Consider the following 25,481-nt stretch of genomic DNA (forward strand, 5'->3'; position numbering starts at 1 on the left):
TGTCGCTTGTGGTGTCGATCACGTCGACCAGGGGCGGGTCAGGCGACGAGGTCGTCCCAGCGGACCAGGATCGCCGTGGCCAAGAGGCCGGCCGCGATGATCTTGATCAGGACCGCTCCGGTGGTCAGCCCGGTGAGTCCGGTGAAGTCCAGCAGCACGCTCGCCACGAACGCCGCCGCGAGCAGCTTCGCGCCCCAGCGACGGCGAAAACCGAGTGCGACGACGGCCAGCAGCTGGATCGCTGTCGCGAACACCGACAGCACGAACCACGGCGACGGATCGCCGCCGTGGCCGAGGTCGTCCGCCAGGACCTTGATCGAGGCGACCAGGAGCACCAGCGTGCCCAGGCCGAAGACCACCAGCATCACCGGCAGGAAGATGCGGCCGGCGCCGACGGGCGTGGCACGTTCGGGAACACGGCGACGGGGCACGGCAGGCCCTCCGCTCGACTCGGGAAACCACCACCCTGCCCGATCGCGCGGCGGGTATCCACCGTGGTTTTACCGCCACTGCCCGTAGGGTTCCGGCATGACCGACAAGCCCCTGCGCTGGGGAATCATGGGGACCGGTGGCATCGCCGGCGCCTTCGCGGACGATCTGAAGCTGACGGATTCCGGCGTCGTCGCCGCGGTCGGGTCGCGCACGGCCGAAAGCGCCGACGCCTTCGCCGAGCAGCGCGGCATCCCGGCCCGGCACAGCAGCTACGAAGCTCTCGCGAACGATCCGGACGTCGACATCGTCTACGTCGCCACGCCGCACCCCCTGCACCACGGCAACGCGCGGCTCGCGCTCGAGGCCGGCAAGCCCGTGCTGGTCGAGAAGCCGTTCACGATGAACGCCGACGAGGCGCGTGACCTCGTCGCGCTCGCCCGGGAACGCGACCTCTTCCTCATGGAAGCCATGTGGACGCGCTTCCTGCCGCACATCCGGCACGTCCGCGAGCTGCTGCCGAGCCTCGGCGACGTCGTCACCGTCATGGCCGACCACGGGCAGTGGTTCGCCGAGGACCCCGCCTTCCGGCTGTTCGCGCCCGAACTGGGCGGTGGCGCCCTGCTCGACCTGGGGATCTACCCGGTTTCGTTCGCGTCGATGGTGCTCGGCACGCCCGACCGCGTCGCCGCCATGGCGACTCCCGCGTTCACCGGCGTCGACGCGCAGACGTCGATGCTGTTCGGCTACGCGAGCGGGGCGCAGGCCGTGCTGAGCTGCACGTTGAGCGCGGTTTCGCCGACGACCGCGGCCATCGTCGGCACCGACGCGCGCATCGAGATCGAAGGCCCGTTCTACGCGCCCGCGTCCTTCACGCTCATCCCGCGCGAAGGCGAGCGAAGCCGCTTCGAGTACTTCGATGAGGGCCGTGGCCTGCGGCACCAGGCCGACGAAGTGGCGCGGCTGCTGGCCGCCGGCGAGACCGAGAGCGCGCTCATGCCGCTCGACGAAACCGTCTCGATCATGACGACCATGGATGAGGTACTCAACGCGGTTGAGTAGTGCTACGGATCCGCCGGACGCCCCTTGTGGGTGACTCTGTCTGGTATGACCACCGAGGCAGATGTGCTCCTCCGGCTCGCCGGCGAGATCGACGACCTGGGGCGTCGTCTCGCCGTGGTGGGCTCCGAATTGCGATCCGTGCGGGTCGAGCAGCCGACGCCGGCTGAGCAGCCGAAGCCGGCTGAGCAGGCCCAGCAGGCCGGCCAGCCGAAGCCGGCCGAACAGCCCAAGCAGGCCGAACAGCCACAACCGCAATCTCAGCAGCCCCAGCCCCAGCCCCAGCCGCAACCCCAGCCGCAACTCCAGTCGCAGCCCTGGCCCCAGCCGCCCCAGCCGCCGCAGCCGCCGCAGATGCCGCAGATGCCGCAGATGCCGCCGCCGTGGCCCCACAACCCCTGGCAGCCGCCCCAGCAGCACTACGTCCCGCCGCCGTCGCCCTACCTGCCCGCTCCGCCGCGCCAGACGCTCGGCGAAAAGCTCGGCAAGGAAGGCGCCGGCAGCCGTGTCCTGGCCTGGGTCGGTGGGGCCGTGACGCTGCTCGGTGTCGTCCTGCTGCTCGTGCTGGCCGTCCAGCGGGGCTGGCTCGGGCCGCTGCCGCGCGTGCTCGTCGGCGCCGCCTTCGGGCTCGCGCTGACCGGCGCCGGCGTCTGGCTGCACCGCAAGCCCGCCGGTCGCACCGGGGCGTTCGCCCTCGCCTGGACCGGCATCGCGACGCTGTACCTGGACGCCGTCGCCGCGACGTCGCTGTACGACTTCCTGCCGGTGCTCGCCGGGCTCGCCGTGGGCCTCACGGTCGCCGTCGGCGGGCTGCTCGTGGCCCTGCGCTGGGATTCGCCGCTGCTGGCTTCCGTGGTCGTCGTCGGCTGTGCCGTGTGCGCGCCGATGATCACCCGCGGGTTCACCCCGGAGCTCGTCGCCTTCCTGCTGATGGTCCAGCTCGCGACGGCGCCGGTGCAGCTGCGCCGCGACTGGTCGTCGCTGACGCTCGCCGCCGGGGTGCCGCCGCTGTTCGCCTCCGTCATCAGCACCGCGGTCGGGCACGGCACCTGGGAGAACACCGCCGCCGCGCTCGGCGCGGGTGTCGTCTGCGTCGCCCTCGCGCTGGTCGTGCTGCGCCGCCGGGAAAACGACCCCGCCGCGCTTTCCGTGCTGGCGACGGCGATCGTCCCGACACTGGTCGCGGCGCTGCTCCTGCCCAAGGTCCAGGCCGTGCCCGTCGCGGCCGGCGCCGGCGTGGTCCTCCTGGCCGTCTGGGCGGCGCGTCGCTGGTGGCCGGGGCTCGCCGGGCAGCTGGCCGGGCTCGCCGGGCTGCTGGCGATCCTGCAGGCGACGGTCACCCAGTTCGACGGCCCGGCCCGCGCCGCGGTGCTGCTGGGTGAGGCGCTGCTGCTCGTCGTGGCCGCGGTGGGCGGGCGCAACCGGTTCGCGCTGACGGCCGCGCTCGGCTTCGCGACGATCGGTGGCCTGGTCGGCGTGTTCTTCGACGTCACGCCCGCTTTGCTGATGGTGTACCGGATCCGGCCGGCCGGTGACGTCGCCGGCGCGCTCGCCGTCGCGTTGCTGCTCCTCGCGGTTTCGGTCGCGCTGCCGTGGGCGGCGGTGCGGCTGGCGGTCTTCCGCGGACCGGCCGACGACCTGCCGATCTGGCTCGTCGCCGGGGTTTCCGCGCTCTACGGCGCCGCCGGGGTCGTGCTGTGCGCGTCGCTGCTGGCCGTTCCCGGCCGCACCGGCTTCCTCCTCGGCCACGCGCTGATCACGGTCTCCTGGACGATCGCCGCACTCGTGCTGCTGCTGCGCGGTATCGCCGTCGTCGGGCTGCGCGTGAGCGGGCTGGTCCTGGTCGGCGCCGCCGTGCTCAAGCTGGTGCTGTTCGACCTGTCCGCGCTCGACGGCCTGGCACGGGTCGGCGCGTTCCTCGGCGCCGGACTGGTCCTGCTCGCGGCCGGCGCGCGGTACGCCCGGCTCGTCGCGTCACGCTGACGCGGGAAGAATTGTCGGTGCCTCGTGGTTACCTGGATCACACGACCGACGACCAGGGGGCAGTACCGATGGCAGAACCGAAACTCGCCGACCGCGCCGCGGAGAAGATCGGCTGGCTGACCACCGTCACGCCGAAGGGCCGGCCCGCGCCGCGGCCGGTGTGGTTCGTGCTCGACGGCGACGACATCGTGGTGTTCAGCAAGCCGGACACCGCGAAGCTCAGGCACATCGAAGCCAACCCCGAGGTGAGTTTTCACCTCAACGGCAACGAAAGCGGCGGCGCGATCCTCGTCGTCAACGGGAAGGCGCACGTCGACGAGGGGAAGGCGTCCGAAGCGCCGGGGTACCTCGAGAAGTACGGCCCGTCCTACGCCGCCATCGGGTTCGAGGAGCCCGGCGGGTTCGACGCCGAGTACTCCGTCCGCATCCGCGTGGTGCCCGACCGCACCTGGGGGTGGTGACGGGTCAGTCCACAGTAGACAACTCGATCCGCATGACGACGCGCCGCGGCGTCGGGTGGCTGACCTCCTCGAAGCCCGCTTCCGCGAACACCTGGCGGGCGCCGACGTGCAGCTCGCCCCAGGTGATCTCCTTGCCCGGCCGGGTGATCATCGGGTACGCCTCGAGCGCGCGGGCCCCGCGTTCGCGGGCGAAGCCGATCGTGGCGCGGGCGAGCGGGTAGGTGAGGCCGCGGCCGCGGAAACCCTTGCGGACGGCGAAACACGTCACCGCCCAGACACCGTCGTCGTCCTTGTCCTCGGTACGGCCGGTCCACGGGACACGTGTGCCGCGCAGCTTGGGGTAGGCGCTCCGCGGCTCGACGGCGACCCAGCCGGCCGGCTCGCCGCCGACGTAGGCGACGAGCCCGCTGGTGGCGGCGTCCGGCTCGCCGCAGGCGGTCTGGGTCCGCAGCATGGCGGTGCGCTGCTCCCGCGTGGAGTCGCGCCAGATCCAGCCGGCGACCTTGAACCGCTGGCACTGGCAGCGGGCGGGGTAGTCGGCGGTCCCGAAGACCGCGGCGACGTCGTCCCACGACGCCTCGTTGGCGGGGACGACGGTGACGTCTTCGGCCGCCGTCACGCCGGCACGTCTTCGCCCACCAGGCCGTCCACGGCTTCGCGGAGCAGGTTGGCGCGGAGCTGCCCCGCGTCCAGGGTCGCGTAGGAGTCGGTCATGACCGCGGAGCCTAGGATCCATTCCGGACGATCCACTTCCGGAATCGAGAACTCCCATGGCGGACGACACGAGCCCGACGGCGCGGGCGCTGCGCACCCTCGAACTCCTCCAGGCCACTCCGGGCATCACCGCCGACCGGCTCGCCGGCAAGCTCGGCGTCTCCGAACGCGCCGCCCGGCGCTACGTCGGCATCCTGCGCGAGGCCGGTATCCCGGTCGTCTCCGTCCGCGGGCCCTACGGCGGTTACCGGGTCGGGCGCGGCCTGCGGCTGCCCCCGCTGACGTTCAGCCCCGCCGAGGCACTCGGCCTGGTCATGGCCGTGCTCGACGGTCACCACGACGCCGGTGATCCCGCCACCCTGGTCGGCGGCGCGCTCGGCAAGATCGTGCAGGCGCTGCCCGAGCCGGTCGCCGCGCAGGCCGAGGCCGTCCGGCGGACCGCCGCGCCCGCGCCGGACGCCGCCGCCGCGCGGCCGGACCCCGGCACCACCGCCGCCCTCGTGCACGCCTGCGCCGAGCACCGGCGGGTCCGGCTCGGCTACCGCTCCGAGGCCGGCAACGAATGGACCGGCGACGTCGACCCGTGGGCCGTCGTCGTCCGCCACGGCCGCTGGTACCTGCTGTGCCGCACCCACCGGAAGGACGCGCGCCGGGCGTACCGGATCGACCGGGTCCGCGGCGTCGAACTCCGCGACGACACCTTCGAGCCACCCCGCGACCTCGACCCGGTCGCCATGGTCGAGGAACACCTGTCCGTCGGCTGGGAGTACGACGTCGAGGTCGTCATCGACGCGCCCCTCGACCTGGTGCGCCGGTGCCTGCCCCGCGCCGCCGGGCAGCTCGAGCGCGTCGACGACGGGACGACCCGCCTGCGTGGCAGCACCAGCAACCCCGGCTGGTACGCCGAGCAGCTCGCGAGGATCCCGGCGCCGTACCGGATCGCCGGGTGCGCGGAGATCCGGGCGGCCGCGCGCGCCCTCGGGCAGCGCCTGGTGGCCGCCGCCGAGAACGGGTGAACCGCGGGGAGCCCGCGTATCGTCGTCCCGTGGCGGAACAGACCGGCGAAACCCGCAATGAGCGGCTGACGCGCAACATCGGCGAGCTGCTGCAGGAGCTGCGGGTCGCGCAGGCCGGCGTGCAGATCCTCTTCGGCTTCCTGCTTTCGGTCGTGTTCACCGACCGGTTCCACGACGCCAGCGGGTTCGAGAAGTCGCTGCACCTGTCCGCGGTAGCGCTCGCGGTGGCGGCGACGGCGCTGCTGACCGCGCCCGCGGCGTGGCACCGCCTGCTGTTCCGCACGGGTAGCCGGGAACGGATCCTGACCGTCGGCAACCGGCTCGTGCTGGTCGGCCTGGTCTGTCTGGCCCTGGCGATCACGTCGACGGTCGCGCTGATCGCGAAGGTGGTTTACGGCGGGATCGCGATGGTCGTCATGGCCGCGTTGTGCGTGCTGCTCTTCGGGATGCTCTGGTTCGTCATGCCGCTGCGGATCCACCGCGCGAACGGCGCTCAGCCGACGGGCCCGCCCAGGTAGAGCGTGTCCTCCTGGACGAAGCAGAGCGGGTTGCCGAACGGGTCGTCCGCGTAGAAGGACCGTTCGCCCCAGAACTGGGTCTCGATCGCGTCGTCGATCCAGCGCGGCCCGGCGTCCCGCACCAGCCGGAACGTCTCCTCGACGTCTTCGACCGCGAGGTAGACGATCCGCGGGTCCCGCTGGGGCCGCGGTTCGCGGTGTTCGAGCGGCGCCTCGACGCAGGCGAGCACGACGTCGCCGCAGGTGAAGTAGTGCCGGTTGACCGAGATCCGCTCACCGGGGTGGCCGAGGACGGCGGCGTAGAAGGCGGCCGCGGTCTCGATGTCGTCGACGGGCTGGATCAGCCGGAATACCCGCATGCGCGCACAGTACAACAGCGGCCTTGACAGTGGGGGGACAATAAAAAATCGACGTGCCTTCCGAATAAATAGGAAGACCCATCGAATGTAGCTTCAGTCTAACCGCTGTGAGGGGAATTTGTCAAACCAGGGGTACGACGAGGAATTGCGGGCCGAGCGAGCGTACGTCACCGGGCTGTACGCGCGCCTCGACCGCGAACGTGACGAGGCGCGCGCCCGCTACCGCCACGCGCTCGGGGAACCGGGAACCACGCTGGTGGAGCGCGATGCGGACGTGCGGGTCCGGGCCCGGGAGACGGTCCGGCTGAACGTCGCCGACAACGGGCTCTGCTTCGGCCGGTTGGACGCCCTTTCGGGCGAAACGGAGTACATCGGCCGGATCGGTCTTTTCGACGGCGAAAACGACTACGAGCCCCTTCTGCTGGATTGGCGGGCGCCGGCGGCCCGGCCGTTCTACGTCGCCACCGCGGCGACGCCGGAAAACATGCGCCGCCGCCGTCAGTTCCACACGCTGGGGCGCCGGGTCGTCGATTTCACCGACGAGGTCCTCGGCCGGCCGGACACCGACGATTTCGGGGGGTCTGGGGGGCCGTCCCCCCAGGCATGTTTCAGCGAGCGCGGGGACGCGGCGTTGCTGGCCGCGGTCAACGCACCTCGCGGCGCCGGGATGCGGGACATCGTCGCGACGATCCAGGCCGAGCAGGACGAGATCATCCGGCTCGGCCACGCGGGCGTGCTGGTCGTCGAAGGCGGGCCCGGCACCGGGAAGACCGCCGTCGCGCTGCACCGCGTGGCCTACCTGCTCTACACGCAGCGCGAACGGATGTCGCGCAGCGGCGTGCTGGTGGTCGGGCCGAGCCCGCTGTTCCTCGACCACATCGGCCGCGTGCTGCCTTCGCTCGGCGAGTCGGACGTCGTCTTCCTGACCACCGGCGACCTCGTGCCCGGCCTGCGCGTCACCGCCGAGGACCCGCCGGAGGTGGCGAAGCTCAAGGGGTCGCTGAAGATCCTCGACGTGCTGACCGCGGCGGTCGCCGACCGGCAGCGGGTGCCGGACGAACCGGTGCCGGTCGAGCTGGCCGACGTCACGGTGGAGCTCGACGCGGGCATCGCGGACGAGGCCCGGCTCGAGGCGCGCCGGTCCGGGCTGCCGCACAACGAGGCCGGCGCGGTCTTCCGCGAGCACGTCGTCGCGCTCCTCGCCGAGCGGGCCGTCGCGCTGATCGGCGAGGGCTGGCTGACCCGGGAGGACCGCTGCGCGTGGGCCGACCTGCGCATCGACGTCCTCGACGAGCTGGCCGGGCACGAGGACCTCGACGTCGCGCTCGGCGCGTTGTGGCCGGAGCTGACGCCGGAAACGCTGCTGGCACCGCTGTACATGTCACCCCGCCGGCTCGCGGCCGCCGGTGCCGATCCGGCGCTGTTCCGCGCGGACGGCGCGGCCTGGACGGTCTCCGATGTGCCGCTGCTCGACGAGCTGGCCGGACTGCTCGGCCGGGACGAGACGGCTGAACGCGCCGCCGCTCGCCGCCAGGCGGAGGAGGACGCGGAGTACGCCGAAGGCGTCATGGACCTCATCAAGCTGGACCGCGAGGAGCAGGACGAGGACCTCGGCCTGGTCGCCACCGACCTGCTCTACGCCGAGGACCTGGCCGACCGGTTCACCGAGCGCGACACCCGCGACCTCGCCGAGCGCGCGGCCGCCGACCGCGACTGGACGTACGGGCACGTCGTCGTCGACGAGGCGCAGGAACTGTCCGAAATGGACTGGCGGGCGCTGATGCGGCGGTGCCCGAGCCGGTCGTTCACCGTCGTCGGCGACCTGGCGCAACGCCGTGGTGCGGCCGGGGCGACGGCGTGGGGGCCGATGCTGGCGCCGTACGTCGCCGACCGGTGGGCGTACCGGGAGCTGACCGTGAACTACCGGACGCCGGCGGAGATCATGACCGTCGCCGGCGCGCTGCTCGCGGAGTTCGCGCCGGACACGCGGGCGCCGGAATCAGTGCGGGCCAGCGGGGTCCGGCCGTGGGCCAGACGTGTCACCGGCGACGACCTCCAGGCCGCCATCGACGATTTCGCCCGCGAAGAAGCCCGTGTTGAAGGCACGAGTGTCGTCATCGGCCCGGCCGGGGTGCCGGGCACGGTTCCGGCGTCGGCGACCAAGGGCCTGGAGTTCGACGCCGTCCTCGTCGTCGAACCCGCGCGGATCCTGGCCGAGGGCCCACGCGGCGCGGCCGAGCTGTACGTCGCGCTCACCCGCGCCACGCAGCGCCTCGGGGTGCTGCACCGGGATCCGCTCCCGGCGGTGCTGGCCGGGCTCGCCGAAGCGGGCGTGCCCGCGCGGGCCGGTCACCGCCGGTTCCTGTAGCCGGCCGGGGATGGCGGGTGGGGTCCGTCATCCCCGGTTGCTACGCCGTGAGCCGGCCCCAGGCGTAGTTCTGCTTGGCGAGCTTCAGGTAGACGAACAGCTCGGTCCCGGACACGCCGTCGATCTTGCGGATCTCCTCGCCCAGCACTTCGAGCATGTGGTCGTCGTCCCGGCAGACGAGTTCGGCCAGCAGGTCGTAGCGCCCGGCGCACAACACGACGTAGTGCACGTTCGGCAGTTCGGACAGCTTGTCGGCGACCGCGCGCGGATCAGCGCCGTCGACGCTGATCCCGACCATCGCCTGCCTCGTCAGATCGACGTTGACCGGATCGGTCACCGCGACGATCTGCATGAGGTCGTCACGCAGGAGTCGTTGCACGCGCTGCCGGACGGCTCCCTCCGAGAGCCCGACCGCCTTCGCGAGCGCGGTGAACGATGCCCGGCCATCCTGCTGCAACAGGGCGATCAAAGATCTGTCCGTGTTGTCCAGTCCGCGCGCACGTGAATCTTCACCCATGCCGTCCCTCCCTGTGTTTCGGCATGTGATTTGTCAAGTGCGCAGCGTATCGAGACCTGACCAGAAAGCGAGACCCCTGCGCCAGCTTCACGTGATCCGGCGCCAGGATCGTGATTTGCCGAGGAATCGGTGGCTGTGGAGGAAACTCACGAGTCATTCCGAGGCGCCTTCGGATGCCCGCGAACCCGCCGATCTAGAACCAGGTGTCGAGCGCGAGGGCGAGCGGCCCGTCGCCCGCCCAGGCGATCACCCCGTCCGGCCGGAGCAGCAGCGGACCGGTGTTCGTCACCGGCAGGACGTCGACGCGCGGATCGGCCGCGTGCGCCGCGGTCAGCAGGAGGCCGCGGCCGGTGCGGGTGTGCTCGTGCAGCCGGGTCGTGCGGCCGTCGCCGTCGACGAGTTCGAGGTCCGGGCAGTGCTCGCCGGCCGGTGCCGGTGCGGGGTAAGGGAAGTCGTAGCGTTCGCGGACGCCGGACAGGAGGTCCGCGAAGTACCGGTTCGCCTCCGGCAGGTCCAGCACTTCGCCGACGATCTCGCGCAACGCGTCGACGTGCGGGCCGGGCGCCAGCAACGCCGACTGCGCGCGTGTGTTGCGTAGCACCGCTTCGCCGGCTGGGTGCCTTTCGCGCGTGTACGTGTCGAGGAACGCTTCGGGCTTGTCGCCGCGGAGGACGGCGCCAAGCTTCCAGCCGAGGTTGGCCGCGTCCGGTATGCCGAGGTTGAGGCCCTGGCCGCCACTCGGCGAATGCACGTGCGCGGCGTCGCCGGCGAGGAAGACGCGGCCGCGGCGGTAGTCGCCGGCCTGGCGGGCCTGGTCGCCGAACCGCCGTTCCTCCTGGAACTCCTCGACGACGACGTCGGCACCGGTGATCCGCCGGATGCTCGCGGCGAAGTCTTCGGTGGTGACCGGTTCCGGGTTCGCCGCGGGCTCGGTGATCCCGACCATGCTGCCGCCGTGGAGGAAGGTGCCGCCGTCGTGCCGTCCGCTCGGCGGGACGTCGCCGGCGAACCGCGCCTGCCCGGCGACCGTGCGCAGCAGCGCCGGCGTGCCGGGGAAGGCGAACCCGGCCAGCTTGCGGACCGTGCTGCGGCCGCCGTCGCAGCCGACGACGTACCTGGCGCGCCACGTCTTCCCCGCGGTCACGGTGACACCGTCCACATCGGACTCCAGCGCGGTGACTTCGTGCCCGCGCAGGATCCTGATGCCTTCGGCGTGCTTCGCGAGGACCCGTTCCAGCTCCGGCTGCCAGATGTTCGTGCGAGGGCGGTCTTCGCTGGGGACGATCTTGAAGATGTTGGCGAAATGGCCGCGGGTGCTGCCGTGGTCGCGCGCGAGGTCCTTCGTGCCCGCGACGTCGGCCTCGGCGAGCTGAGGACCCAGCCCCCGTCGCCACAGCGCTTCGGTCGCCAGCGCACCCAGGCCGCGTGACTTCGGTTCTTCGGAAGGTGTCTCGAGACGTTCCAGGACCAGGGGCTCCGCGCCCGCCAGCTTGAGCTCCGCCGCGAGGAACAGGCCCACCGGGCCCGCGCCCACGACGATCACGTCGGCATCCATACTTTCTCCTTAACTTGTTAAGGTGATAGTGTCCTTAACTAGTTAAGGCGTCAAGGAGGGCCATGCCGCTGGAAGTCGGCGACGCGGTGCGCGTCGCGCTGAAACTGCTGGAAGACGAGGGTCTCGACAAGCTCACCGTGCGGCGGCTGGCCACCGAGCTGGGCGTCAAGGCCCCCGCGCTGTACTGGCACTTCAAGAGCAAGCGCGCGCTGCTCGACCACCTGACGGACGCGATCGTCGCGCCGGTCGTCGCCGGGCTGCCGTCCGGCGGGCCGTGGCTGAGGTGGCTCGAAGACGCGGGCTTCGCGCTGCACGCGGCGTTGCTCGCACACCGCGACGGCGCCCGCGTCGCGCTGGGAGCCGACCTCACCACGGCCCGCGCGCTCGGCGAACTCGCCGAGCGCGCGGTCGGGGTGCTGCACAACGCGGGTTTCCCGCTGGGCGAGGCCACCCGCGCGGCCGGGGTGCTGGTGCACTTCGTGCTCGGCCGGGCCGTCGAGGACCAGACGCGGCCGTCGCTTTCCGAAGAGACCGCGGTGATCGCGTCGCCGTCGTTCCCGTTCCCGCTGATGGCCCGTGGCCTGCGCGAACGCGCCGGCTCGACGGTCGAGGACGACTTCCGGTACGCGCTCGGCGTGCTGCTCGCCGGGCTCGACGCCGTCAGCCCAGATCGCGACGGCTGAGGTCCTCCTCGGTTTCGCGGCGCACCAGCAGCGTCGCGACGCCGTCCCGGACGCCGACCAGCGGCGGCCGCCCGACCTGGTTGTAGTTCGAGGCCAGCGAGTGGTGGTACGCGCCGGTGCACGGCACGGCCAGGAGGTCGCCCGCGTGCAGGTCGCCGGGCAGGAGGATGCCGTCGGCGAGGACGTCACCGGATTCGCAGTGCCTCCCGACGACGGTCATCGGGACGCGCTTTTCCCTGGAGCGGCGCCCGACCAGGCGCGTCGTGTAGCGGGCGCCGTACAGCGACGGCCGCGCGTTGTCGCTCATGCCGCCGTCGACGGCGACGAACGTGCGGCTGCCGCGCTTGACCGCGCACACCCGGTACACCGTGATCCCGGCCGGCCCCACGAGCGCCCGGCCCGGCTCGATCGTCAAGCGGGGCAAGGGAAAGTCGTGGCTCGCGCATTCATAGGCGAGCGCCACGCGCAGGCGTCGCGAGTAGCCGCCGAGGTCGAACGCGGGCTCGCCGCCGACGTACGGCACCGCGTGCCCACCGCCGAGGTCGAGCTCCCGCAGCGTGACGCCGTGGGTGTCGCGGATCCGGACGAGCACCTCGGCCATCCGGCGCGCGGCGGCTTCGTAGCGGTCGACGCGGGTGACCTGCGAGCCGATGTGGCAGTGCAGGCCGGCGAGCCGCAACCCGGGTTGGTCTCGTACGGCCTTCACGGCCGCGTCGACGTTGTCGGGGACGCCGTCGAGCAGCGAGAAGCCGAACTTCTGGCCCTCGGTGCCGGTGCTGATGGAGGCGTGCGCGCCGGCCGCAACGCCCGGCGTCACCCGGATCATCACCTGCTGCGCGCCGTGGGCGAGCGCGCCGAGCTGCTCGATCTCGTCGAGCGAGTCGACCACGATCCGGCGGACGCCGTACGCGAGAGCGGCCTTCAGGTCTTCGGGCGTCTTCGCGTTGCCGTGCAGCAGCATGCGCTCCGCGGGGAAGCCGACTCCGCGGGCGACAGCGATCTCGCCCGCGGAGCAGGTGTCGAGCGACAACCCCTCTTCGGCGACCCAACGCAGTACTGAGCGCGTACACAGCGCCTTGCTCGCGTACGCGACTTCGACGTCTGGGAGCGTTTCGCGGTACTCGCGCGCGGTGTCGCGGACCTGTTGTTCGTCGATGAGGTAGGACGGCGTCCCGAAGCGGGCGGCGAGGTGGCTGACCCGCGCGCCGGCGAAGAGGAGTTCGCCGTCTTCGCCGAGTCGGGTGCTTCGCGGCCAGACTCCTGGCTCGAGGTGATCGGCGGCTTCGCAGCCGAGGCTGGGAAGAAGCTCGCTGAGCGTCACGGTGTGCCTCCGGGCATCACGGCGGATCGGACTCCGTCAGGACACCGCTGTCCCCTTTGCGGCGCGTCCCCCGTGAATGCCGTCCTGACGGGTTCCCGCCGGCCGCTTACGTGTTGTTGACGCGCGAGTAACTTCGGCCACACCCCGGTTGACCTGCGCAGAGCTGAATTTCCACGCCGGCCGCCGTCACACGGGGCATGGTTACCGACACGATGGACGAGACCGATTTCGCCGAACTGACCGAGCGGCACCGCCGGGAGCTGCGGGTGCACTGCTACCGGTTCCTGGGGTCGCTCGACGAGGCCGAGGACCTGGTGCAGGAGACGTTCCTGCGCGCGTGGCGCGGGCGTGACCAGTACGCAGGGCGGGCGAGCGTGCGGGCCTGGCTGTACAGGATCGCCACGAACGCGTGCCTCGACTTCCTCGACCGGTTCGTGCGGGAGGTTCCTTCTCCGGACCTGCCGGTGGCGTCCGGCTCGCACCTGGCCCCGCGCCCGGCGGCGGCCGTCCCGTGGTTGCAGCCGGCCCCGGACGACGTCCTCGAGACGGCGATTTCCCGGGAGACGGTCGAGCTGGCGTTCCTCGCGGCGGTCCAGTACCTCTCGCCGAGGCAACGCGCCGTGCTGATCCTTCGCGACGTCGTCGGCTGGTCGGCGAAGGAGACGGCGACGGCGTTGTCGACAACCCCGGCTTCGGTGAACAGCTCGCTTCAGCGCGCGCGGGCGGAGTTGAAGGAACAGCTGCCTTCGCGACGTACGGAGTGGCGTGACTCTTCGAGCGGCGAAGAGCGCGAAGTCGTCGCGCGCTACATCTCCGCTTTGACGACGGCGGACGACAAGGCGATCGCGGCGGTGCTCAGCGAGGACATCCGTTGCAGCCACCAGCCGGGAGCGGGCGGCCACGACGGCCCCGAGCCGACTTGGTACGGCGGCCTGGCGACGGTCCTCGCAGGCTGGGCGCCGGTGTTGCACGGGCCGAAGGCGATGGAGCTGCGAATGCTGCCGGTCAGCGCGAACGGCGGCCCGGCTGTGGCAACGTACCTACGTCACGACGGTCGGTTCCGGGCGTTCGGGCTGAACACGTTGCGGGTGGTGGACGGCCGGGTCGCCGAGGTGACGACGTTCGCCCCGGCGGTGCTCGGCGCGTTCGGACTGCCGGACGTGCTGCCCGACGCGCCGTAGGAAGGCGAGCGCGGGTCGCGCCTGTCGGCCGCCCGAGGGCGAGTGGCCACGCGCATCAGGCTGCCGGAAGAGGAGTGAGGGCGTGCGTCGGCCGCGTTTCTGCGTCGGCCGAGTTCGGTCAGTGCGCCTTGTGGTCCGCCACCGAGCCGCACACGCAGCCGCGGTCGGCGCCCTGGCCTGCTGCCGTTGCCGCGCAGTAGCGGCGGGCTATCGCGTCGTGCGCCTCCACGGGGTGGGGGCAGTTCGGGCACCGTGCTTCGGCCTGCTCCACCTCGGGTGCGTCGGGCGCCGGGGCCGTCATGCCGGTGCCTTCTTCGTCCGCAACGGTTCGCCCACCGAGTGGAGGTGCTCGAGCACGTAGCCGTACGAGCGGGCCCAGCCGCACTGTGCGTAGGAAATCCCGTGCCGCTCGCAGAACTCGCGGACGATCACCTGCGCGTGCTTCAGGTTCGGCCGGGCCATGCTCGGGAACAGGTGGTGCTCGATCTGGTAGTTCAGCCCGCCGAGGGCGAAGTCGACGACCGGGCCGCCGCGGATGTTGCGGGACGTCAGCACCTGCTTGCGCAGGAAGTCGAGCTTGTGCCCGGCGACCAGCATCTCCATGCCCTTGTGGTTCGGCGCGAACGAACAGCCCATGTACAGGCCCCACAGGAACTGGTGCACCAGGATGAAGATGATCCCGGTCAGCGGCGACAGCACGATGAACACCGCGGCGAGGTAAGCCACCAGGTGCGCGATCAGCAGCGCGGACTCCAGTTTGCGGCGGCGAATATCCTTGCGCAGCACGGCCTTCACACTTGAGACGTGCAGGTTCAGGCCTTCGAGCAACAGCAGCGGGAAGAACAGGAACGCCTGGTACTTCGCCACCCAGCGCAGGAACCCGCGCTTCTGCGAGCTCTGCGCCCTGCTGAACGCGAGCGCGGCGATGTCGACGTCCGGGTCCTCGTCCTCGTTGTTCGGGTTGGCGTGGTGACGCGCGTGCGTGCCGACCCACCAGCCGTAGCTCAAGCCGGTGAGTCCACCGTGGACGAATCCGGTGGCGTCGTTCGCGCGTCGGGTGCGGAAGATCTGCTTGTGGCCGGCGTCGTGGCCGATGAACGACAGCTGCGCGAACATCATCGCGAAGAACGCCGCGAGGAAGAGCTGCCACCACGAGTCGCCGAGGTAGGCGAAGGCGACCCAGCCGCCGCCGAACGCGGCGAGGTTGAGCCCGATCCGGACCGCGTAGTTCCGGCGGCGCCGCCGGAGGAGACCGGCGTCCTTGATGAGCCTCGAGAGCTCGGCGAAGTCACTGCCGTGCGATATTTCCGGTGCCTGAAGCGAAGTCATGTCCGCCGTTCTGGTCAGCTGAAATGCTTGTCCAGCAACGGCTTCCGGCTTTGCGCGCCGGACCCGATCCCGAATAAGGGCTCTGGGGCCTGACCGCGGGTTCGCTCCGCGGCATGGCTACAGCGTCCCATCCCCGACGGCCGAAGACAATCGCCCGCGGACCACCGATGAGGTGTACAGTCAGCCACAACGGGATGACGGTGACGTTCCGCACACCCCGTGACTTCCGGTCGGAGAACACCGGCCGGGGACAGGAGTCGAACCGGGTTCCGAACCCGTTCGCCACGCAGCCATGCCGGCCGTTCGGCCGGCGAGCAGCCGCCCGCAGTCGCGCAGAGCGACGCCCGAGGCGCCCATTTGGGTTGCGGCAACGAGGTCTCCGCCGGATCGGCGTCTGCCGAGTGGCTCGCCGGTGAGCCGGGACTTCGCGTCCCGGCCCGCCGGCGGACCGCCCTCGTTTACGAAAGTCCCCACGAAGCGAGCAAACCGAAGAGTCGTTCGCGTTCGGCGGCGGTCAGCAACCGGCTCGGCGGCCGGACGTCGGGGCGGCACAGGCCGAGCTGCCCGAGCGCGTCCTTGACGACGCTGACGTTGTTGGCGTTCCCGTTCGCGGCGCGCAGCTCTTCGAACGGCCGGATCCGCTCCCAGACGGTCATCGCGGCCGGATAGTCCCCTGTGGACAGTGCGCGGAACATCTCCAGCGAGATCGCCGGGTCGACGTTCACCAGTCCCGAAGTGAAACCGGTGGCGCCGACGGCGAAGTAGCCGGGCGCCGAGAGCTCGGCCAGACCGGCGATCCACACGAAGCGCCCGAAGCCCGCGTCCCGCGCGACCGAGCCGAACCGCACCGGGTCGGGCACGGCGTACTTCACGCCGATGACGTTCGGCGCCGCCTCGCCGAGGGCGTGCAGCTGCTCGCCGGCGATCGCCGGGTTGCGGACGTAGAGCACGACGCCGAGTTCGGGCACCGCGGCCGCGATCGCGGCGTGGTAGTCGACCCAGCCGTCGCCGGAGATGTACGGGTGCACGGGCTGGTGGATCATGATCATGTCGGCCCCGGCGTCCCGCGCGTGCGCGGCCGCCCGCGTCGCGGACGTGACGTCGTGACCGATCCCGGCGAGCACGCTGGCCCGGCCGGCCACGGCTTCGACGGTGACTTCCAGGCACTGCCGGGCTTCCGCCGCGTCCAGCGCGTAGAACTCGCCGGTGTTCCCGTTCGGCGTCACGACTTCGATGCCACCGGTGACCAGTCGGTCGACGAGCTTCGCGTACGTCTGCCCGTCGACGGCACCTTCGGCGTCGAACGGCGTGACCGGGATGGCCACCACCCCGGAAAGCCGCCGCCTCTGCTGCTCGAACGTCATCGGGCCCCCTTCGTTTCGGTGCTGTCTTCTTCCGGCAGCCCACGGGCGACCCGGTCGATGAAATCGGTGATGTGCCGGCGAAGCAGGTGTTCGGCCTGCCGGGCGTTCCCGCTTTCGGCGGCGGTCAGGATCGCCCGGTGCTCGGCCGCCTCACCCCGCCACGTCGGGCTGATGCCCCAGCCGGTGACGGTGATCAGCGCGGCCTGGTCGCGCAGGCCGTCCAGGATCTCGACCAGCAACGGGTTCCCGCACCCGGAGTAGAGCGCGCGGTGGAACAGCCGGTTGGTCAGGCTGGCTTTGGCGCGGTCGGCGGCCGCGGTACCGGTGCCGACGTCGGCCAGGACGTCCCGCGCTTCGCCGAAGTCCGCACCGCGCTCGACAGCGCGTCGGACGGCTTCGGGCTCGAGGAGCGCCCGCAGGTCGTACACGGCGAGCGCGCTCTCGGCGTCCATGACGCGGACCGCGGCGCCCTTGTACGTGCTCATCGTGACCAAACCGGAACCGGCGAGGATTCGCAGTGCTTCGCGCACCGGCGTCTTCGACACCCCGAGCAGGGCGCCCACCTCGGCTTCGACGAGCGTTTCGCCCGGTCCGAACTCCCCGCTCAAGATCGATTCCTTGATCGCGTCGCGCACGAAATCCGTGCGCGAGACGGGCGGCGGCGGCCTCCTGGCCGAAGAAGTGCTCGCCACTGGCATGTCCGATCTGATATACGATGCGACATACAACATTATCACGGACCCAGGGAGCAGCCATGCAACGTCGCACCGGCTTCCGATTCCGACGAGTGCTCTTGGCGGCCGGCCTCGTGGCCGGATTGGCGGCCTGTGGCGCTCCCGGCGGGGACGGCGGCCAGGCGGCGGATCCGAAGGCCGTCCCCGACAAGCCGAGCAAGCCCGTCGACCTGAACATCCTCGACATCGCGGGCAACTTGCAGCTCACCAAGCAGATGATCGAGAACTTCAAGGCCGCGCACCCCGAAGTGCTCTCGAAGGTCACGTACTCGACGGCGCCTGCGCCGAGCATGGCGGGCAAGCTGAAGGCCGAGCAGGACGGCGGCGTCGCCCAGACCCACCTCGTCCTCAGCGGCACGGACGGCCTGTCCGCCGGCATCGCGAACGGCACCCTCGCGAAGGTCCTCCCGGACTTCTCGAGCCGGTTCCCGAACCTGATGCAGAACTACCTCGAGCCCGCGGCCAAGATGCAGGAGCTGGCCAACGGTTACGGCGTCGAGGTCGTCTACTACCCGTCCGGCCCGCTGCTGGAGTTCAACCCGGGAGCGGTTCCGGCGGCGCCGGCGTCCCCGCAGGAGCTGCTCGACTGGGCCAAGGCCCACCCCGAGAAGTTCCAGTACGCGCAGCCGTCGAACTCCGGCCCGGGCCGGACGTTCCTGATGGGCCTGCCGTACCTGCTCGGCGACAAGGACCCGAAGGACCCGGACAAGGGCTGGGACAAGACCTGGGCGTTCCTGCAGGAGCTGGGCAAGTACGTGAAGTACTACCCGTCCGGCACCACCGAGACGATGAAGAACCTCGCCTCGGGTTCGGTGGACATGGTCATGTCGACGACCGGCTGGGACATCAACCCGCGCAAGCTCGGCACGGTGCCCAACACGGTCAAGACCGCGATCATGCAGCCGATGCACTGGGTCACCGACGCCCAGTACGCCCTGATCCCCAAGGGCCTGTCGCCCGATCAGGAGTCGGCGATCCTGCAGCTGATCGCGTGGATGCTGAAGCCCGACCAGCAGGCGATCGCCTACGACGACGGCTACTTCTACCCCGGCCCGGCGGTCAAGGACGTCACCCTGCAGATGGCGCCGCAGAAGAGCCAGGACACGATCAAGCAGTTCGGGCGCCCGGAGTACGAGCAGTGGATCTCGCAGTACCCCAAGGAGACCTCGCTGCCGGCCGAGCAGCAGGTCAAGGCGTTCGACAAGTGGAACCAGCTGGTCGGCGGCTCGAAGGTCGGCAAGAAGTGACGTTCGAGCAGCTCCGCCTGGACGGGGTGTCCCGGAGCTTCGGCACCGCGAACGCCCTGAGCGGCCTCGACCTCGCCATCACGCGCGGCGAGTTCGTGGCCCTCCTCGGCCCGTCCGGCTGCGGCAAGTCGACCGCGCTCAACTGCCTGGCCGGCCTGCTGCCCCTGACGGGCGGCAGCATCTGGCTCGACGACGCCCGCATCGACGGCCGGCCCCCGGAGCAGCGCGGGTTCGGGATGGTCTTCCAGAACTACGCGCTGTTCCCGCACATGACGGTCCGCGCCAACGTCGGCTTCGGCCTCAAGATGCGCAAGGTGGCTCGCGCCGACGCCCGCCGGCGCGTCGACGACGCCCTGCGCCTGGTGCAGCTCACCGACCACGCGGCGAAGTTCCCCGCGCAGCTCTCCGGTGGGCAGCAGCAGCGCGTCGCCATCGCCCGGGCCGTGGTGCTGGAGCCCCCGGTCGTCCTGATGGACGAGCCGCTGTCCAACCTCGACGCCAAGCTCCGCCTCGAGATGCGGATGGAGATCCGCCGCCTCCACCAGACCCTCGGCCTGACCACGGTGTACGTCACCCACGACCAGGAGGAGGCCCTGTCGCTGGCCGACCGCCTGGTGGTCCTGCGCGACGGCACGGTCCAGCAGATCGGCACGCCCGAGGAGGTCTACGCCCAGCCGGTGAACAGTTATGTGGCCTCCTTCATGGGATATCGGAACCTCCTGGACGTGACGGTCACGGGCACCGCGGGGTCCTCGCTGATCGTCGAGGGTGCCGGAGCCCGCCTGACGGGCCGCGGCTCGCTCACCGAGGGCCCGGCGAAGGTCGCGATCCGCCCCGAGGACTTCGTCATCGGCGACGGCGCCGAGAACGCCCTCGACGTCACGGTCGAGATCGTCGAGTACCACGGCCGCGAACTGTCGGTCTCGGCCCGTCTCGAGAGCGGGACACCGGTGTACTTCCGCACGGACAAGCGCCTCGCCCCGGGCGACACCGTCCGGATCGGCGTCCCGGCCGAGCGTGTCCTGGTGTTCGAGCCATGACGGCCGTCGCGAGCGCTCGCCCGGCGCTGCGTCACCGCCTGGCCGAACGCGGCATCGACCGCACCCTGCTCCTCCTGGTGCCCGGCCTGCTCGTCACTGCCTGCCTGTTCCTGTACCCCTTCCTCTACGGCCTCCAGCTGTCCTTCGCCCCGCGCCAAGGCGGGATCTTCGCCAACTACGCGAAGTTCTTCGGCGACCCGTACCTGCGCGACACCATCTGGACGACGCTCGGCATCGCGCTGCCCGCGACGTTCATCAACGTGCTCGCCAGCATCCCGATCGCCTACGTGATGCGCGGCCGCGTCCGCGGCAAGCGCCTCCTCACGACGATCCTCGTCGTGCCGATCACGCTCGGCACGGTGCTCACCGCGCAGGGCCTGATCATGTACGGCGGGCCGGCGGGCTGGCTGAACAAGGTGCTCACCGTCCTCGGCATCACCAGCGAGCCGCTCCCGCTGATCCACAACTACACCGGCGTGCTGCTGTCCCTGGTGATCACCGGCTTCCCGTTCTCCTTCCTGCTGACGCTGTCCTATCTCTCGGGCATCGACCCCTCCTTGGAGAAGGCCGCCGCGACCCTCGGCGCGAACTGGGCCCAGCGCTTCCGGCGCATCACGCTGCCCCTGCTGGCTCCCGGCCTGGCGATCACCTTCTGCCTTTCGTTCGTGATGGCTTTCTCGGTCTTTCCGAGCGCGCAACTCGTCGGCGACCCCGCGAACGAGACCCGCGTCATCTCGATCGCGGCCTACCACGCCGCGTTCGAGGAGTACGACTACTCGATGGGCTCGGCCGTCGCGATGCTCATGGCGGTGGTCATGTTGATCGTGATCGGCCTGGTCATGGCGTGGCGCGGCACGCTGTACCGCGGAGCGACCGGAGGCAAGGGATGACCGGTTGGGTCGCGCGTCCCGGACGTTGGGTCGTCTGGGCCGTCGTCGTGTTCTTCTTCGTCAACCTCGCCGGCGTCGTGCTCTCGGTGGTCGTCGACTCGTTCGGCAGGCAGTGGTTCGGCACCTGGCTCCCGGACGGCTTCACCACCCACTGGTACGCCGACGCCTGGCGCGAGTTCGGCCTCTCCGACGTCCTCCTCACCACGGCGGTCGTCGCCCTGGTGGTGATCGCCGTGTCGGTGGCGGTCGGCGTCCCGGCCGCCTACGCGCTGGCCCGCCGCTCGTTCCCCGGCAAGCGCCTGGTGATGCTGCTGTTCGTGCTGCCGATCCTGATCCCTCCCATCACCTACGGCATCCCGCTGGCCACCGTGCTCTACAAGTTCCACCTGGCCGGCACGACCACCGGCGTCATCCTGGCGAACCTGGTGCCGTCGGTGCCGTTCGTCGTGCTGACCATGACGCCGTTCATCGAGCAGATCGACCCGAAGATCGAAGCCGCCGCACGCATGTCCGGCGCGCGCACGGTCTCGGTGTTCACCCGGATCCTGGGGCCGCTGCTGCTGCCGGGGATCCTGGCCGCCTCGATCCTCGTGCTGGTCCGGACGGTCGGCATGTTCGAGCTGACGTTCCTCACCGCCGGCCCGGACTCGACGACCCTCGTCGTGGCGCTCTACAACTCCGTGTTCGCCGCGGGCATCCGGGCCAACCAGTCGGTCGACGCCATGGCGACCATCTACACCGCGTCCATGCTCGTGCTCCTTCTCGTCGCGCTGCGGTTCGTGAACCCGACCCAGCTGGTCACCCGGATCCGGGAGGAGACCTAGTCCGTTCGCTCATGCGTTCGACTTTACCGCGAAACGTCGAACAGATGATCGACACGATCGGGCGAACCTCGGACTTGCGCCTCCCCCGAGGGGAGGTGCCACGCTGACGGGCATGCGGTACTCGATCGGCGAGCTGGCCCGCCGGACCGGCCTGACGGTCAAGGCCGTCCGGTTCTATTCCGACCGCGGGCTCGTGCCGCCGTCCGGGCGCAACACCGCAGGTCATCGGCAGTACGACGACGCCGCGCGCGCCCGGCTCGACCTCATCCGCACCCTCCGGGACCTGGGCGTCGACCTCGCCACGATCCGGCGGGTCGTCGACGGCGAAGCGACCGTCGCCGACGTCGCGGCGAGGCACGCCGAGGCCCTGGAGGTGCAGATCCGCGTGCTGCGCGTGCGCCACGCGGTGCTGACGGCCGTGGCGAAGCGCGGCTCGACCCCGGAGGAGACAACGCTGATGCACGAGCTGGCCCGGCTGTCCGAAGTGGAGCGACGTCGCCTGGTGGACGACTTCCTCAGCGACGCTCTCGGGGACCGACCCGACCTCGCCGGAGTCGCCCGCACCCTGACGCCTGAACTGCCGGAGAATCCCGACCCCGCACAGGTCGAGGCCTGGATCGAGCTGGCGGAGCTCACGCAGGACAAAGAGTTCCGCGCGATCCTGCGCCGGCTCGTGGAGCAGCACGAAGGTGGTCTGCGCCGCGGCCTCGCCGCCGAGGTACGCGACGCCGTCACGCCGGCCCTGGCCGCCGGAGTCGCACCGGATTCACCGGCGGCCAGGGTGATCGTCGACGGTCTCGGCCGCGATTCCGCTCAGCTGAGGGAATGGCTCGCGCTCGTCGAGGATCCCCGCCGCGAGCGCTACTTGCGGCTGCTCGCCGTGGTGAACGGCTGGGCCGCCCCGGAAAGCCTGGCGCCGGCGTTCGGCTGGCTGGCCGCGGCTACGGCTTGACCTCCGCCCTGATCCACGCCAGCGCGTCCGCCACCGGCTGCGCGTCGACACGGCGTCCGTCGCGCAGCCGCAGGGAAAGCTGCCCCGCGGCGACCTCCTGCGGCCCGATCACGGCCTGGTACGGCACCAGCCGCCCGTCCCGGATCCGCGCGCCGAGGCTGCCCTCGGTGGCGATTTCCGCGCGCAGCTCTTCACAACCGTCCAAAACGGACTGAGCGTGGGGTATTTCGGCGGAGGACAACGGCAGCAGCCGCAGCTGGACCGGCGCCAGCCAGGCCGGGAACGCGCCGCCGTGGACCTCGACCAGCTGCGCCACCGCGCGTTCGACGCTGCCGATGATGCTGCGGTGCACCATGACCGGCCGGTGTTTCGCCGCGTCCGCGCCGACGTACTCGAGGCCGAACTGCTCGGGCTGGTGGAAGTCGATCTGGACGGTGGAAAAGGTCGATTCGCGGCCCGCGCTGTCGACGATCTGGACGTCGATCTTGGGGCCGTAGAAGGCCGCCTCGCCCTCGACCGCGTCGTAGGGAAGCCCGTCGAGGACCGAGCGCAGGATTTCCACGGCCCGGTCCCAGTCGCCGGGGACGTACTTCCCGCCGGGGCCGGGGAGCGAGAGCCGGTAGCGCGCCGGGCTGATGCCGAGCGCGTCGTAGGCCTGCCGGATCAGGGCCAGCGCGGCGGCCGCCTCGCCTTCGACCTGGTCAGGGGTGCAGAAGATGTGCGCGTCGTTGAGCTGGATCGCGCGCACCCGGCTCAGGCCGCCGAGCACGCCGGACAGCTCACTGCGGTACATCCCGCCGATTTCGGCGAGCCGCAACGGAAGTTCGCGGTAGCTGCGGCCGCGCGAACGGTAGATCAGCGCGTGGTGCGGGCAGAGGCTCGGCCGCAGCACGAGCTGCTCGCCGCCGACGTCCATGGGCGGGTACATGTCGTCGCGGTAGTGCGACCAGTGCCCGGAAATCTCGTACAGCTCCCGTTTTCCGAGCACCGGCGAATGGACGTGCCGGTACCCCGCGCGCCGTTCGAGACCGCGGACGTACTCCTCGAGGCTGTGCCGGACGATCGCGCCGTCGGGCAGCCAGTAGGGCAGGCCAGCGCCGATCAGAGGGTCGGTGTCGAACAGGCCGAGCTCACGGCCGAGCTTGCGGTGGTCGTGCATTGTGGACTCCTCGTGGACGGCGAGGCGGATGACCACAAGACGAAGCCCGGGGCGACCGCCCCGGGCTTCGTGAGCAATGGATCAGCGCGCCGGGACACTTTCCGGCGTCGTCGTGTTCGCTGCGCGCTTCATGTCTTCGACGGTAGCAGGACCGTCCACCGCTATTCGGCCACGAGCCGGAACGTGTCGAACTCCGGGCTCCCGGCCGGCCGCAGCACGAGCACGGTGACGCCCGCGGCCGTGCGCCGGCTCTCGACGTGCTCGAACTTCTTCGGCACCACCCCGTCCGGGAAGAGCCGCCGCCCCTTGCCGAGCACGACCGGGAACAGCCACAGCCGGTACTCGTCGACGAGGTCGTGCGCGATCAACGTCCGCAGCAGCTCGCCGCTTCCGTGGACCTGGAGCTCGTCGCCCGGCCGCGACTTCAGCTCGCGGACGGACTCGACGACGTCGCCGCGCACGATCGACGTGCCCGCCCAGGACGACTCCGTGAGGGTTCGCGAAACCACGTGCTTCGGCAGGCCGTTGAGGCGCGCGGCCAGCGGGTCGGCGGGGTCGGTGACCTTCGGCCAGTGCGCGGCGAAGATGTCGTGCGTCCGGCGGCCGAGCAGGAACGCGCCCGCCCGGGTGATCCACTCCTCGGCGAGCTCCGCCATGCCGTCCTCGTAGAACGGCGTCACCCAGCCGCCGAGGTCGAACCCGCCGGACGGGTCCTCGTCGGTGCCGCCCGGGCCCTGGTAGACGCCGTCCAGGCTCAGGAACGTCGTGGCGATCAGCTTGCTCATGGTGCCTCCTCGGATGCCGTGTACCAGTACGTCACCCGGGGAGGCGCCGGATCGACAGCGTCAGGAGGCCAGGAACAGCTCCAGCTGCTCGACGACGAACGCGTGGTCGTCGGCCTGCGGAAGGCCGGACACGCCGACCGTCCCGACCGGGCCGACGCCGCGGACGAGCACCGGGAACACGCCGCCGTGGGCCGCGTACACGTCCGGGTCCAGGCGGGAGTCCGCCTCGAACGAGCCGCCCTTCGCGCGGAACTGCGAGCCGACCAGGAAGGAGCTGTGGCCGTAGCGGTCCACCACGCGGCTCTTGCGGTCGATCCACGCGTCGTTGTCGGCGGAGGTTCCCGGCAGCGCCGCGTGGAAGAGGCGCTGGCCGTTGCGGCGGACCGAGATCGTCACCGGGAGCCCGCGCTCCTTCGCGGCGGCCAGCAGCTGGGCGCCCAGCGCCAGCGCGGTCTCGTTGTCGAACTTCGTGAACTGGAGGCGTTCCTCCTGGTCAGCGAGCTGGTCGAGGCGTTCGGCGTCGGTCATCCACCCATTAAATCAACACTGTTGTTTAATTGCCAGTGAACTCGGTCAGTGACAGGACGTTGCCGTCCGGATCGCGGAACCACGCGATCCGCCCGCCCGGCGTGGTCCAGATTTTGTCGGTGTCCTGTGGCAGCGTGTCGAACGTGAGGAACTCCACGCCACGGTCGCGCAGCCCGGCCACCGCCGCCCGGATGTCGGCGACCGCCCAGCCGAGCACCGTGAACGGCTGCGGCGTGAATTCGGCGACGGCGGTGACGCGGAGCATGGTCGTGCCACTGCGGAACACACACGCGAAGGGGGTCTGCTCGATGAACTCGAGCCCGGCGACGTCCGTGTAGAAGGCACGTGAGCGCTCCAGGTCGGTCGACGGTGCGAAGGCGACCAGATCCGCTGAGTCGAGCATGGGTACCACCTCTTTCCGCGGAGAAGGTACCGCTCGCCGGGCCGCTGACGTGGGGATGAGGA

27 protein-coding genes are annotated in these 25,481 nt (G+C 70.9%); 13 read left to right on the top strand and 14 right to left on the bottom strand.

Features of this window, described 5'->3' with window-relative positions; translation table 11 throughout:
• Positions 1–38 precede the first annotated feature (38 nt).
• Positions 39–431, bottom strand: coding sequence for a hypothetical protein (locus ACZ7OU_RS08325; protein WP_155547965.1), 393 nt, complete (start codon positions 429–431; stop codon positions 39–41).
• A gap of 97 nt (positions 432–528) precedes the next feature.
• Here ACZ7OU_RS08325 and ACZ7OU_RS08330 point away from each other — a divergent pair, with 97 nt between their 5' ends.
• From ACZ7OU_RS08330 to ACZ7OU_RS08340, 3 genes are all read left to right on the top strand, one after another.
• The gene (locus ACZ7OU_RS08330; protein WP_470254630.1) at positions 529–1,491 is read left to right on the top strand and encodes a Gfo/Idh/MocA family protein; all 963 of its coding nucleotides are present in this window, start codon (positions 529–531) and stop codon (positions 1,489–1,491) included.
• A 45-nt stretch (positions 1,492–1,536) separates the two neighbouring features.
• Positions 1,537–3,471: a DUF2339 domain-containing protein gene (locus ACZ7OU_RS08335; RefSeq protein ID WP_470254631.1), complete on the top strand. Its 1,935-nt coding sequence runs from the start codon at positions 1,537–1,539 to the stop codon at positions 3,469–3,471.
• 68 nt (positions 3,472–3,539) lie between these two features.
• Entirely contained in the window at positions 3,540–3,932 is a 393-nt protein-coding gene (locus ACZ7OU_RS08340; protein ID WP_470240495.1) for a TIGR03667 family PPOX class F420-dependent oxidoreductase, read from the top strand.
• 4 nt (positions 3,933–3,936) lie between these two features.
• Here ACZ7OU_RS08340 and ACZ7OU_RS08345 read toward each other — a convergent pair whose 3' ends face one another.
• A complete protein-coding gene (locus tag ACZ7OU_RS08345; protein ID WP_470254632.1) occupies positions 3,937–4,551 on the bottom strand; it encodes a GNAT family N-acetyltransferase in 615 nt (204 codons plus the stop codon).
• A gap of 151 nt (positions 4,552–4,702) precedes the next feature.
• Between ACZ7OU_RS08345 and ACZ7OU_RS08350 the strand changes: the two genes are divergently transcribed.
• Together ACZ7OU_RS08350 and ACZ7OU_RS08355 are read left to right on the top strand one after the other, a co-directional pair.
• Positions 4,703–5,662: a helix-turn-helix transcriptional regulator gene (locus ACZ7OU_RS08350; protein ID WP_470254633.1), complete on the top strand. Its 960-nt coding sequence runs from the start codon at positions 4,703–4,705 to the stop codon at positions 5,660–5,662.
• 29 nt (positions 5,663–5,691) lie between these two features.
• Positions 5,692–6,180: a DUF6328 family protein gene (locus tag ACZ7OU_RS08355; protein ID WP_470240498.1), complete on the top strand. Its 489-nt coding sequence runs from the start codon at positions 5,692–5,694 to the stop codon at positions 6,178–6,180.
• Here ACZ7OU_RS08355 and ACZ7OU_RS08360 read toward each other — a convergent pair.
• Positions 6,156–6,539, bottom strand: a complete 384-nt coding sequence (locus ACZ7OU_RS08360) for a VOC family protein (protein WP_470240499.1) — start codon at positions 6,537–6,539, stop codon at positions 6,156–6,158. The two genes, ACZ7OU_RS08355 and ACZ7OU_RS08360, sit on opposite strands and share 25 nt — an antisense overlap.
• 118 nt (positions 6,540–6,657) lie before the next feature.
• Here ACZ7OU_RS08360 and helR point away from each other — a divergent pair, with 118 nt between their 5' ends.
• Positions 6,658–8,907: an RNA polymerase recycling motor ATPase HelR gene (helR, locus tag ACZ7OU_RS08365; protein ID WP_470254634.1), complete on the top strand. Its 2,250-nt coding sequence runs from the start codon at positions 6,658–6,660 to the stop codon at positions 8,905–8,907.
• A 40-nt stretch (positions 8,908–8,947) separates the two neighbouring features.
• Here the strand turns inward: helR and ACZ7OU_RS08370 are convergent, their stop codons facing one another.
• On the bottom strand, positions 8,948–9,424 hold the full coding sequence (locus ACZ7OU_RS08370) for an Lrp/AsnC family transcriptional regulator (protein WP_155547955.1): 477 nt from the start codon (positions 9,422–9,424) through the stop codon (positions 8,948–8,950).
• A gap of 193 nt (positions 9,425–9,617) precedes the next feature.
• On the bottom strand, positions 9,618–10,979 hold the full coding sequence (locus tag ACZ7OU_RS08375; RefSeq protein ID WP_470254635.1) for an FAD-dependent monooxygenase: 1,362 nt from the start codon (positions 10,977–10,979) through the stop codon (positions 9,618–9,620).
• A gap of 62 nt (positions 10,980–11,041) precedes the next feature.
• On the opposite strand from ACZ7OU_RS08375, the gene ACZ7OU_RS08380 reads away from it, so the two are divergent.
• A complete protein-coding gene (locus ACZ7OU_RS08380) occupies positions 11,042–11,662 on the top strand; it encodes a TetR/AcrR family transcriptional regulator C-terminal domain-containing protein (RefSeq protein ID WP_470254636.1) in 621 nt (206 codons plus the stop codon).
• On the opposite strand, the gene lysA is transcribed toward ACZ7OU_RS08380, so the two are convergent.
• Complete coding sequence (gene lysA / locus ACZ7OU_RS08385; protein ID WP_470254637.1) at positions 11,640–12,983, bottom strand: diaminopimelate decarboxylase; 1,344 nt, start codon at positions 12,981–12,983, stop codon at positions 11,640–11,642. The two genes, ACZ7OU_RS08380 and lysA, sit on opposite strands and share 23 nt — an antisense overlap.
• Positions 12,984–13,180: 197 nt before the next feature.
• On the opposite strand from lysA, the gene ACZ7OU_RS08390 reads away from it, so the two are divergent.
• The gene (locus ACZ7OU_RS08390; RefSeq protein ID WP_470254638.1) at positions 13,181–14,164 is read left to right on the top strand and encodes an RNA polymerase subunit sigma-70; all 984 of its coding nucleotides are present in this window, start codon (positions 13,181–13,183) and stop codon (positions 14,162–14,164) included.
• A 118-nt stretch (positions 14,165–14,282) separates the two neighbouring features.
• Here the strand turns inward: ACZ7OU_RS08390 and ACZ7OU_RS08395 are convergent, their stop codons facing one another.
• From ACZ7OU_RS08395 to ACZ7OU_RS08410, 4 genes are all read right to left on the bottom strand, one after another.
• Entirely contained in the window at positions 14,283–14,465 is a 183-nt protein-coding gene (locus ACZ7OU_RS08395) for an RGCVC family protein (RefSeq protein WP_470254639.1), read from the bottom strand.
• Positions 14,462–15,493: a fatty acid desaturase family protein gene (locus tag ACZ7OU_RS08400; RefSeq protein ID WP_470254640.1), complete on the bottom strand. Its 1,032-nt coding sequence runs from the start codon at positions 15,491–15,493 to the stop codon at positions 14,462–14,464. The genes ACZ7OU_RS08395 and ACZ7OU_RS08400 overlap by 4 nt, the downstream gene beginning before the upstream one ends.
• Before the next feature lie 458 nt (positions 15,494–15,951).
• Positions 15,952–16,857, bottom strand: coding sequence for a dihydrodipicolinate synthase family protein (locus ACZ7OU_RS08405; RefSeq protein WP_470240507.1), 906 nt, complete (start codon positions 16,855–16,857; stop codon positions 15,952–15,954).
• On the bottom strand, positions 16,854–17,549 hold the full coding sequence (locus ACZ7OU_RS08410) for a GntR family transcriptional regulator (RefSeq protein WP_470240814.1): 696 nt from the start codon (positions 17,547–17,549) through the stop codon (positions 16,854–16,856). Before ACZ7OU_RS08410 ends, ACZ7OU_RS08405 begins: the two co-directional genes overlap by 4 nt.
• Before the next feature lie 62 nt (positions 17,550–17,611).
• Here ACZ7OU_RS08410 and ACZ7OU_RS08415 point away from each other — a divergent pair, with 62 nt between their 5' ends.
• The 5 genes from ACZ7OU_RS08415 to ACZ7OU_RS08435 all read left to right on the top strand — a co-directional run bounded on the left by ACZ7OU_RS08415 (position 17,612) and on the right by ACZ7OU_RS08435 (position 22,544).
• Complete coding sequence (locus ACZ7OU_RS08415) at positions 17,612–18,838, top strand: extracellular solute-binding protein (RefSeq protein WP_470240508.1); 1,227 nt, start codon at positions 17,612–17,614, stop codon at positions 18,836–18,838.
• Positions 18,835–19,878, top strand: a complete 1,044-nt coding sequence (locus tag ACZ7OU_RS08420; RefSeq protein ID WP_470254641.1) for an ABC transporter ATP-binding protein — start codon at positions 18,835–18,837, stop codon at positions 19,876–19,878. The genes ACZ7OU_RS08415 and ACZ7OU_RS08420 overlap by 4 nt, the downstream gene beginning before the upstream one ends.
• On the top strand, positions 19,875–20,768 hold the full coding sequence (locus ACZ7OU_RS08425; RefSeq protein ID WP_470254642.1) for an ABC transporter permease: 894 nt from the start codon (positions 19,875–19,877) through the stop codon (positions 20,766–20,768). The genes ACZ7OU_RS08420 and ACZ7OU_RS08425 overlap by 4 nt, the downstream gene beginning before the upstream one ends.
• Positions 20,765–21,592, top strand: coding sequence for an ABC transporter permease (locus tag ACZ7OU_RS08430; protein ID WP_470254643.1), 828 nt, complete (start codon positions 20,765–20,767; stop codon positions 21,590–21,592). Before ACZ7OU_RS08425 ends, ACZ7OU_RS08430 begins: the two co-directional genes overlap by 4 nt.
• Positions 21,593–21,704: 112 nt before the next feature.
• Positions 21,705–22,544, top strand: a complete 840-nt coding sequence (locus ACZ7OU_RS08435; RefSeq protein WP_470240512.1) for a MerR family transcriptional regulator — start codon at positions 21,705–21,707, stop codon at positions 22,542–22,544.
• Here ACZ7OU_RS08435 and thrS read toward each other — a convergent pair.
• From thrS to ACZ7OU_RS08455, 4 genes are all read right to left on the bottom strand, one after another.
• Positions 22,534–23,733: a threonine--tRNA ligase gene (gene thrS, locus ACZ7OU_RS08440; RefSeq protein WP_470255895.1), complete on the bottom strand. Its 1,200-nt coding sequence runs from the start codon at positions 23,731–23,733 to the stop codon at positions 22,534–22,536. The genes ACZ7OU_RS08435 and thrS overlap by 11 nt on opposite strands.
• Positions 23,734–23,864: 131 nt before the next feature.
• Positions 23,865–24,488, bottom strand: a complete 624-nt coding sequence (locus ACZ7OU_RS08445) for a dihydrofolate reductase family protein (RefSeq protein ID WP_470254644.1) — start codon at positions 24,486–24,488, stop codon at positions 23,865–23,867.
• 60 nt (positions 24,489–24,548) lie between these two features.
• Entirely contained in the window at positions 24,549–25,016 is a 468-nt protein-coding gene (locus tag ACZ7OU_RS08450) for a heme-degrading domain-containing protein (RefSeq protein WP_470254645.1), read from the bottom strand.
• A gap of 25 nt (positions 25,017–25,041) precedes the next feature.
• Positions 25,042–25,419, bottom strand: a complete 378-nt coding sequence (locus ACZ7OU_RS08455; RefSeq protein ID WP_470240515.1) for a VOC family protein — start codon at positions 25,417–25,419, stop codon at positions 25,042–25,044.
• Positions 25,420–25,481 lie beyond the last annotated feature (62 nt).

Source organism: Amycolatopsis sp. NPDC114505, from assembly GCF_055633615.1.